We start from the raw sequence: 8,454 nt of genomic DNA on the forward strand, positions 1-8,454 counted from the left end.
AAACCGAGGCTTCGAAACTTTGGAGAGAATGGAGCGGGTGAGGCGATTCGAACGCCCGACCCCAACCTTGGCAAGGTTGTGCTCTACCCCTGAGCTACACCCGCTCATCTGCGACGGCCTGGGGTAGATCGCTTGGCCGAAGGTCGCTGCGTTGCGGCGACGGGCGGTATATGGCCCAAGGCCTTTTAAAAGGCAACAGGGAAATTTCGGATTTTGAAGAAAAAATTACAGCGGCTTTCAAAGCGCCGGATTCTCAGGCGGTTGCGCTAAAGGGATCTAAGCCCTATCAGCGGCAGGGACAAATCACGCCGGGAACGATGACATGAGCGAACCGCAGCCGAAGACCGACAAGGACCTTTTCCAGTTTCTCGACGGGCTCGGCATCGCCCATTCGACCAAGGAGCACGCGCCGGTCTTCACCGTCGCCGAATCGGTGGCGCTGCGTGACGAAATTCCCGGCGGCCACACGAAGAACCTCTTTGTGAAGGACAAGAAGGACAACTACTTCCTGATGACTGTCGAGGAACATGCGACGATCGACCTGAAGACCATCCATACGGTCATCGGCGCGGCGAGCAAGGTCTCCTTCGGCAAGCCGGAAAAGCTGATGGAATATCTCGGCGTCATTCCCGGCGCCGTCACCGCTTTCGGCGTCATCAACGATACCGAACGCCAGGTAAAGGTGATCGTCGATGCCGATCTCATGCAATACGATACGATCAACTGCCATCCGCTGCGCAACGACGCGACGACATCGATCGGCTCGAAGGACCTGTTGCGCTTCATCGAGGCGACGGGACATGAGCCGCTTGTCTTGAAAGTCACCGCCTGACATACGATTTTGGGCGCAGACACGTGATTCAGGCGCTTGGCGCCACAGGAGAAGACCATGAGTGCAGGTGAAAACCCCTATGCATCGTCCTATGGCGGCCAGATGAACGTTTCGGCGAGCTATGGTGGCGGCGCGGCTCCGGCGGCGGATGACCTGATCAAGGACACGACGACGGCGAATTTTTCGCGCGACGTGATGGAGGCCTCGCGCCAGCAGCCCGTTCTCGTCGATTTCTGGGCGCCCTGGTGCGGCCCCTGCAAGCAGCTCCAGCCGATCATCGAGAAGGTCGTGCGCGAAAGCGCCGGCCGCGTGAAGCTCGTCAAGCTCAACATCGACGACCATCCGTCCATTCCCGGCCAGCTTGGCATCCAGTCCATTCCCGCCGTCGTCGCTTTCGTCGGCGGTCGGCCGGTGGATGGGTTCATGGGCGCGGTGCCGGAAAGCCAGATCCGCGACTTCATCGACAAGGTCGCCGGCCCGGCGGGTACTGATGAGAAGGCCGAGATCGAGGCGCTGCTGGCCGAGGCCAAGACGCTGTTCGATGCCGGCGATGTTGCCGGTGCCGCCGATCTCTACGGCGCCTTGCTGCAAGCCGATCCTGAAAACGCCGTGGCTCTTGCCGGCATTGCCGAGTGCATGATCGCCGTCGATCAGGTGCAGAATGCCCGCCAGACGCTGAGCAACCTGCCGGACGCGGTCGCGGCGGATCCTGCCGTGCTAGCAGTCCTCAAGAAGCTCGACCAGATCGAAGAGGCGCGCAAGCTCGGCGATCCCTCCGCCCTTGAGCAGGCGCTGGCGTTGAATGCCGACGACCACACCGCCCGGCTGAACCTTGCGAAGATCCGCAATGTCGAGGGCGATCGCCAGGCGGCGGCCGAGCACCTGCTCTATATCATGAAGCGCGATCGCGCCTTCGACGATGACGGCGCGCGCCGCGAATTGCTGCAGTTCTTCGATGTCTGGGGACCGAAGGACCCGGCGACGATATCGGCCCGCCGCAAGCTCTCGTCGATCCTGTTTTCCTGAGGTTTTTTGCCCGGGATAAGACAGCATCCCTTGAGAAACGGCGCGCCCGCCCCACATTCGGAAAAGGCGCGTCGGCGAGGGGCCGGGACGGAGGAGCCCGGACGCAGCACCGCGCCGTGGAAGGGAAGGCAATGCCATGCATGTGGGAAATGCGCGCTATCTGAAGCCGGCGGACCTGCCCGAGACGATCCCCGTCTTTCCGCTGACGGGGGCGCTTCTCCTGCCCGGCGGCCAGCTGCCGCTCAACATCTTCGAGCCGCGTTATCTCTCCATGTTCGACGATGCGCTCGCCTCGCACCGGCTGATCGGCATGGTGCAGCCTGTTTTCGGCGAGCACCGCGCGTACGAGACCGGCCACGACAATCCCGAGCTCTGCAAGGTCGGCTGCATCGGCCGCATCACCTCCTTCGCGGAAACGGGTGACGGGCGCTATGTCGTGTCGCTGACCGGCGTGTGCCGCTACCGCCTGCTGCAGGAAGCCACCGGCGCGAAATCCTACCGCAGTTTCCGCATCGCGCCCTTCATCGGCGATCTCTCCGCACAGGATGACGAGAATACCGTCGACCGTGACGCGCTGCTCGCCGCCTTCAAGGCCTATCTCGACGCCAACAAGCTGGAGGCGGATTGGGAGAGCGTGGAGCGTGCCAGCAACACGACGCTGGTCAATTCCATGGCGATGATGTCGCCCTATGGCCCCGCGGAAAAGCAGGCGCTGCTGGAGGCACCGGATCTCAAAACCCGCGCCGAAACGCTGATCGCCATCACCGAGATCGTTTTGGCGCGCAGCTATGGCGATGTCGATACGCGGCTACAGTAGGACGGTATCGATGGACGAAAGCACCAGCCGGGTCGCGCCCAAACTGCTCGAACTTCTCGTCTGCCCCCTGACCAAGGGGAGGCTGCACTATGATGCGCAGGCCGGCGAACTGATTTCCGAAAAAGCCAAGCTCGCCTATCCGATCCGCGACGGCATCCCGATCATGCTGATTTCTGAGGCGCGTGAAATCAAGGATTGAGGTGTGGTTGGGGGCTTTGAACACAGCCCTCTCCTTCGTCATCCTCGGGCTTGACCCGAGGATCCACGCATCCGCACTGTCCTGCCTGTGGCATGGATCCTCGGGTCAAGCCCGAGGATGACGGAGGTGGGTGGGGTGCGCGTTTAGAGATGCGCTGCTAATCAAATCCGCTGACCGACCAGCATGCGCGGATGCCCGCCGCCGGTGGTGCCTTCGGCCTGCCGGATGAAGAAGGATTTGAGGCCCGGCAGGCGGTCGACGACGCCGAGGCCGACGTCGCGCAGCACGCGGATCGGTGTCATGTCATTGGAGAACAGGCGGTTCAGCACATCGGTGGTGACGCCCATGCGCACCGTGTCGAAGCGGCGCCAGGTCTCGTAGCGCTCCAAAACCGAGACGGCGCCGATATCGAGGCCGAGACGGTCGGCTTCGACGATTGTTTCGGCCAGCGCCGCGACATCCTTGAAGCCGAGATTGAGGCCCTGGCCGGAAATCGGATGGATGCCGTGCGCGGCATCGCCCGCCAGCGCGAAGCGCGGCGCGATGAAGGCGCGGGCGAGTGTGAGACCGAGCGGGAAGGCGCGGCGGCCGCCGACGACTTTCAGTGCGCCCAGCTTGTGGCCGAAGCGGCGATCCAGCTCTTCTTCGAAGACGAGGTCGTCGCTCTCTACGAGGCGGCGGGCGTCCTCCGTGCGCTCGGTCCAGACGAGCGAGGAGCGGTTGCCAGTGAGCGGCAGCGTGGCGAAGGGGCCAGCGGGCAGGAAGTGTTCTTCCGCCGTGCCGTCATGCGGGCGCTCGTGCGCGACGGTGGTGACGATGCCGGATTGTCCGTAGTCAAAGCGCACGGTCTTGATACCGGCCATGTCGCGCAGTTTCGAGCGCACGCCGTCGCAGGCGACGAGCAGGCGGGTTTTCCGCGTGGAGCCGTCGGAGAGGGTGACGTCGGTGGCATGCTGGCCGGTGGCAAACCCCTCGGCCGATGTCGACCAGTGCACGGGGATGCCCAGAAGTTCGGCCTGGCGCAGCAGGCTGCCGGTCATGGCGCGGTTCGGCACCATATGGGCGAAGGGCTGGCCGTCATCGCCGGAGCCGGCGCCCTCGAAGGTCAGGAAGACCGGGCGCACGGGATCGGCGGTGCGCGAATCGGTGACGACCATGCAGCGGATCGGTTCGGCCTCGGCGGCGATCTCGTTCCACACGCCGAGCACGTCGAGCAGGTTGCGCGCGGCCGCGACGATGGCCGAGGCGCGCTCGTCCTTTTGCCAGACATGCTCCGGCGCGCCATCGACCACCTCGACGGCAAGGTGCGGCGCGGCCTTCTTGATCGAGACGGCCAGCGACAGGCCGACATAGCCGCCGCCGGCGACAAGAACGTCGAGCATGGGAGCGTCGGGCTTGGTCGCGTCGGTCATGGGAAGGCTCCTGGCCGCTTGAGGTCTTGTTTCCCCCTATATAGAGGAGGAAGGACCGCTTTCCTACCTCAGGCCACCTATCGGAGCCACGTCCAAATGTCGCGCCATCCTGCCCAGAACCCCGCCATGGACCTCCTCATCGAAACGCTCGATCTCGAGCAGCTCGAGGCGCAGCTCTTTCGCGGCAAGAGCCCGCAGGTCGGCTGGCAGCGGGTGTTCGGCGGGCAGGTGATCGGCCAGGCGCTGGTGGCGGCCACGCGCACGGTGGAGGAGGGGCGCTTCGTGCACTCCCTGCACGCCTATTTCGTGCGGCCGGGCGATCCCTCCGTGCCGATCATCTACGACGTCGAAAACATCCGTGACGGCGGCTCCTTCGCCACGCGCCGCGTCACTGCCATCCAGCACGGCAAGCCGATCTATTTCATGACCGCTTCCTTCCAGGACGATGAGGACGGTTTCGAGCACCAAGCGCCGATGCCGGATGTGCCGATGCCGGAAACGCTGCTCGGGGAGGCGGATCTGAAGGAGCGTTTCCTGACGCAGGCGCCCGCGCATATCCGCGCCTATTGGGAGCGTCCCCGGCCGATCGAGCTGCGCCCCATCGCGCTCGACCACTATTTTTCCGCCGAGAAGCTGGAGCCGAGCCAGAATATCTGGGTGCGCACGACCGGGCCGGTGCCGGCCGAGCGTCACCTGCAGGCGGCGGTGCTTGCTTATCTCTCCGACATGACGCTGCTCGATACGTCGCTTTTCGCGCACGGTACCTCCGTGCTGGATCGCAGGCTGCAGGTGGCGAGCCTCGATCATGCCATGTGGTTCCATCGCCCGCCCGTTCTCGACGACTGGCTGCTCTACAGCCAGGACAGTCCCTCGGCCTTCGGCGGGCGCGGCATGACGCGTGGCGCAATTTTCAGCCGTTCCGGCACCCTTCTTGCCTCCGTCGCCCAGGAGGGGCTGATTCGGAAAAAGGCAACTGACTAAATTTCATTCATAATACTAATATCGCCTACTTTTTGATCATCTGCGGTGACGATTTTTTGCGCCGCAGCATAAGAGCTATTTTTATTGGTTGAAAATCAGCGTTTTAGCTGAGGCGTTCGAATCTGGCACGCCCCTTGAATGTGTAGGTCTCAGTCGTTGCATCTGCAAACGGCCAGAGACATGGCCCCGGCTGGGGGACAAGCACGAAGGATGGGAAACCAGATGAAAATCGTAATGGCCATTATCAAGCCGTTCAAACTCGATGAGGTGCGCGAAGCCCTCACCGCCGTGGGCATCCAGGGCCTGACCGTGACCGAAGTGAAGGGTTACGGGCGCCAGAAGGGCCACACGGAAATCTACCGTGGCACCGAATATGCCGTCAGCTTCCTGCCGAAACTGAAGATCGAGATCGCCGTGCCGGGCGACCTCGCCGACAGAGCCGTCGAAGCGATCGCCGGTGCCGCCAAGACCGGCCAGATCGGCGACGGCAAGATCTTCGTCTATGCCATCGACCATGCCGTGCGCATCCGCACCGGCGAAACCGATACCGAAGCGCTCTAAGCAAACGGCCTTTCAGGGAGCCTAGTTACAATGTCGTCATTCAAGCTTTCTCATACCCTTTCCCGCGTGGCTGCCGCCACGACGGCCGTGTTTGCGCCCGTGGTCGCCTTCGCGCAGGAAACGGCACCCGCCGCAACCGAAGCCGCTGCTGCTGCACCCGTTCCGGACAAGGCGGATACCGTCTTCATGTTCCTGTCGACGCTGCTCGTCTTCTTCATGCTGATACCGGGCCTCGCTCTGTTCTATGGCGGCCTGGTGCGTGCCAAGAACATGCTGTCCGTTCTCATGCAGTGCACCGTCATCGGCGCCGTCATGATGATCGTCTGGGTCACCTACGGCTATTCCTTCGCCTTCGGTGGTTCGACGAGCCCCTATTTCGGCGGCTTCGCCAAGATGTTCCTGTCGGGCGTGACCGTCGACAGCACGGCGGCGACTTTCTCCGACGGCGTCGTCATTCCGGAATATATCTTCATGCTGTTCCAGATGACCTTCGCGGCGCTGACGCCGGCCCTGATCATCGGCGCCTTCGCCGAGCGCATCAAGTTCTCGGCCGTCATCCTCTTCACCGTGCTCTGGGCCACCTTCGTCTATTTCCCGATCGCCCACATGGTCTGGGACGGCAACGGCCTGATCTTCAACATGGGCGCGCTTGATTTCGCCGGCGGCACCGTCGTGCACATCAATGCCGGCGTCGCAGGCCTCATCGGCGCGATCATGGTCGGCAAGCGCACCGGCTTCGGCAAGGACATGATGGCCCCCCACTCCATGACGCTCACCCTCGTCGGTGCCGCCATGCTGTGGTTCGGCTGGTTCGGCTTCAACGCCGGCTCGAACCTCGAAGCCTCGGGCGGCGCGGTTCTCGCCACCGTCAACACCTTCGTCGCCACCGCTGCCGCCATCCTGGCCTGGTCGGTGGTCGAAGCCTTCACCCGCGGCAAGGCCTCGCTGCTCGGTGCGGCCTCGGGCATGATCGCCGGTCTCGTCGTCGTCACCCCGGCTGCCGGCTCCGTCGGTCCGTTCGGTGCCATCGTGCTCGGCCTCATCGCCTCGCCGATCTGCTACTTCTTCGTCGCCGTCGTGAAGAACAAGTTCGGCTACGACGACACGGCCGACGTCTTCGGCGTCCATGGTGTGGGCGGCCTCGTCGGCGCGCTCGGCACGGGCATCTTCACCGCCCCGTCGCTCGGCGGTACGGGCGCTGCCGACTTCTCGATCGCCTCGCAGTTCACGACGCAGCTCACCGCCGTCGTCATCACCATCGTCTGGTGCGGCGTCGTCTCGGCCATCCTCTACAAGGTCGTCGACCTGGTCGTCGGTCTGCGCGTCTCGGTCGAAGCCGAACGCGAAGGTCTCGACCTCTCGTCGCACGGCGAAGCGGCCTACCACTCCTAAAAAGATCGCGGCGGCTTGCGGGCCGCCGCCATGCAACCGTCGCGGCCTGGGAAACCAGACCGCCCTTGGCCCGGACCCTGGTCCGGGCCCTTTTTGTTTACGCTGGGGAAACCATGATCGGGGAAGGCATGGTTAACGCGCCATTAAAACTTCCTTCGTAGGGTTTGCAGTCAGGCACATCCGCGAATCGCGCGGAAAGGGTGCGTATTTCATTGCGTGGGCACAGGCTGTAACCATGAGCAGAAGCATTTCGGCAGGGCTGGACAACCGTCACGACCGTTTCGTTCTGTCGGCATTCGTCTGGCGGCAGGTGCAGGTCCTTTTCGGGCTGGCCATTTTCCTCGGCCTCGCTCTGGCGATCGCCGCACTATCCACGTGGAACGTCTCCGACCCCAGCCTGTCCTATGCGTCGAGCGGCACGCCGGTGAACCTGCTCGGCTATCCCGGCGCCGTCTTCGCCGATATCTTCATGCAGTTCTTCGGCCTTGCCAGCGTGATCGCTCTGCTGCCCGTCGTCGCCTGGGCGATCGGGCTGATCAGCGGCCGCCGCTTCAACCGCATTCCTCAGCGCGCGGCCGCCTGGCTCGGCGGCGCGATCCTCGCTTCGGCAGCGCTTGCCTGCGTGCCCGGCCCGGTCACATGGCCGTTGCCGACGGGCCTTGGCGGCGTCTTCGGCGACATGATCCTGCGTTTCCCCGCCCTCTTCACCGGCGCCTATCCGACAGGCATGCTGGCCAGCATCCTCGGTGGCATCATTGCGGTTCCGGCGGCTTGGCTGATGGTGTTCAGCGCCGGCCTCATCGGCACCGTGACGATCGACGACGAGGAGGACTTCGCGCCCGTCCCCGTCCAGAGCCGCGCCCGCACGGTTGCCGAGGAAGAGGACGACGAGGAGAGGGAAGGCCCGCTCACCGTGTTTGCCGGCGCCATGACGCATGCCTGGTACACCGGTCAGGCGCGGGTGCGCCGTCTTTTCGGCCTCACCGGCCAGCGCCGCAAGGCGCGCGGCATCGAGCAGCCTTATGATTTCAACGAGGACGAATTCGGCACGCTGAACGAACCGGTGCGCGCCCGCGCTGCGCCGCGCGCGTCCGAACGCGTCGAACCCTCGATGGACGGCCGCCGCGCCGTCGATGCCCCGTCGATCGCGCTCGACGACGAGGACGACGATCTGCCCTTCAACACGGACGAACGCCTGGCGCATCCGAGCGGCATCCTGCCGGACGAGGATTCC

Annotated in this window: 10 protein-coding genes and 1 tRNA gene; 9 read left to right on the top strand and 2 right to left on the bottom strand. The window is 64.0% G+C overall.

The annotated features are described in order from the left end of the window. Positions 1-29: 29 nt before the first annotated feature. Positions 30-104 (bottom strand) — tRNA-Gly (locus AC27VQ_RS16165). 66 nt (positions 105-170) lie between these two features. On the opposite strand from AC27VQ_RS16165, the gene AC27VQ_RS16170 reads away from it, so the two are divergent. The 5 genes from AC27VQ_RS16170 (at position 171) to AC27VQ_RS16190 (ending at position 2,874) form a co-directional block, all read left to right on the top strand. Continuing rightward, positions 171-326, top strand: coding sequence for a hypothetical protein (locus tag AC27VQ_RS16170; protein WP_488717053.1), 156 nt, complete (start codon positions 171-173; stop codon positions 324-326). Then, the gene (locus tag AC27VQ_RS16175) at positions 323-832 is read left to right on the top strand and encodes a prolyl-tRNA synthetase associated domain-containing protein (RefSeq protein WP_488717054.1); all 510 of its coding nucleotides are present in this window, start codon (positions 323-325) and stop codon (positions 830-832) included. Before AC27VQ_RS16170 ends, AC27VQ_RS16175 begins: the two co-directional genes overlap by 4 nt. A gap of 57 nt (positions 833-889) precedes the next feature. Then, a complete protein-coding gene (gene trxA, locus AC27VQ_RS16180; protein ID WP_488717055.1) occupies positions 890-1,858 on the top strand; it encodes a thioredoxin in 969 nt (322 codons plus the stop codon). Positions 1,859-1,994: 136 nt separating this feature from the next. Further along, positions 1,995-2,675, top strand: coding sequence for an LON peptidase substrate-binding domain-containing protein (locus AC27VQ_RS16185; protein WP_488717056.1), 681 nt, complete (start codon positions 1,995-1,997; stop codon positions 2,673-2,675). 10 nt (positions 2,676-2,685) lie between these two features. Beyond that, positions 2,686-2,874 (top strand): Trm112 family protein, encoded by a 189-nt coding sequence (locus tag AC27VQ_RS16190; RefSeq protein WP_488717057.1) that lies wholly within the window; start codon positions 2,686-2,688, stop codon positions 2,872-2,874. Between the two features lie 161 nt (positions 2,875-3,035). Here AC27VQ_RS16190 and AC27VQ_RS16195 read toward each other — a convergent pair whose 3' ends face one another. Continuing rightward, a complete protein-coding gene (locus tag AC27VQ_RS16195) occupies positions 3,036-4,256 on the bottom strand; it encodes a ubiquinone biosynthesis hydroxylase (protein WP_488717069.1) in 1,221 nt (406 codons plus the stop codon). A gap of 126 nt (positions 4,257-4,382) precedes the next feature. Between AC27VQ_RS16195 and tesB the strand changes: the two genes are divergently transcribed. From tesB to AC27VQ_RS16215, 4 genes are all read left to right on the top strand, one after another. Further along, positions 4,383-5,267, top strand: coding sequence for an acyl-CoA thioesterase II (tesB, locus tag AC27VQ_RS16200; protein ID WP_488717058.1), 885 nt, complete (start codon positions 4,383-4,385; stop codon positions 5,265-5,267). Positions 5,268-5,477: 210 nt separating this feature from the next. Continuing rightward, entirely contained in the window at positions 5,478-5,828 is a 351-nt protein-coding gene (locus tag AC27VQ_RS16205) for a P-II family nitrogen regulator (protein ID WP_409530444.1), read from the top strand. Between the two features lie 30 nt (positions 5,829-5,858). Next, entirely contained in the window at positions 5,859-7,220 is a 1,362-nt protein-coding gene (locus AC27VQ_RS16210; RefSeq protein WP_488717059.1) for an ammonium transporter, read from the top strand. A 235-nt stretch (positions 7,221-7,455) separates the two neighbouring features. Further along, on the top strand, positions 7,456-8,454 hold a 999-nt coding region (locus tag AC27VQ_RS16215), incomplete at its 3' end, for a DNA translocase FtsK 4TM domain-containing protein (RefSeq protein WP_488717060.1).

Source organism: Shinella sp. 20P9.1.1, from assembly GCF_057798995.1.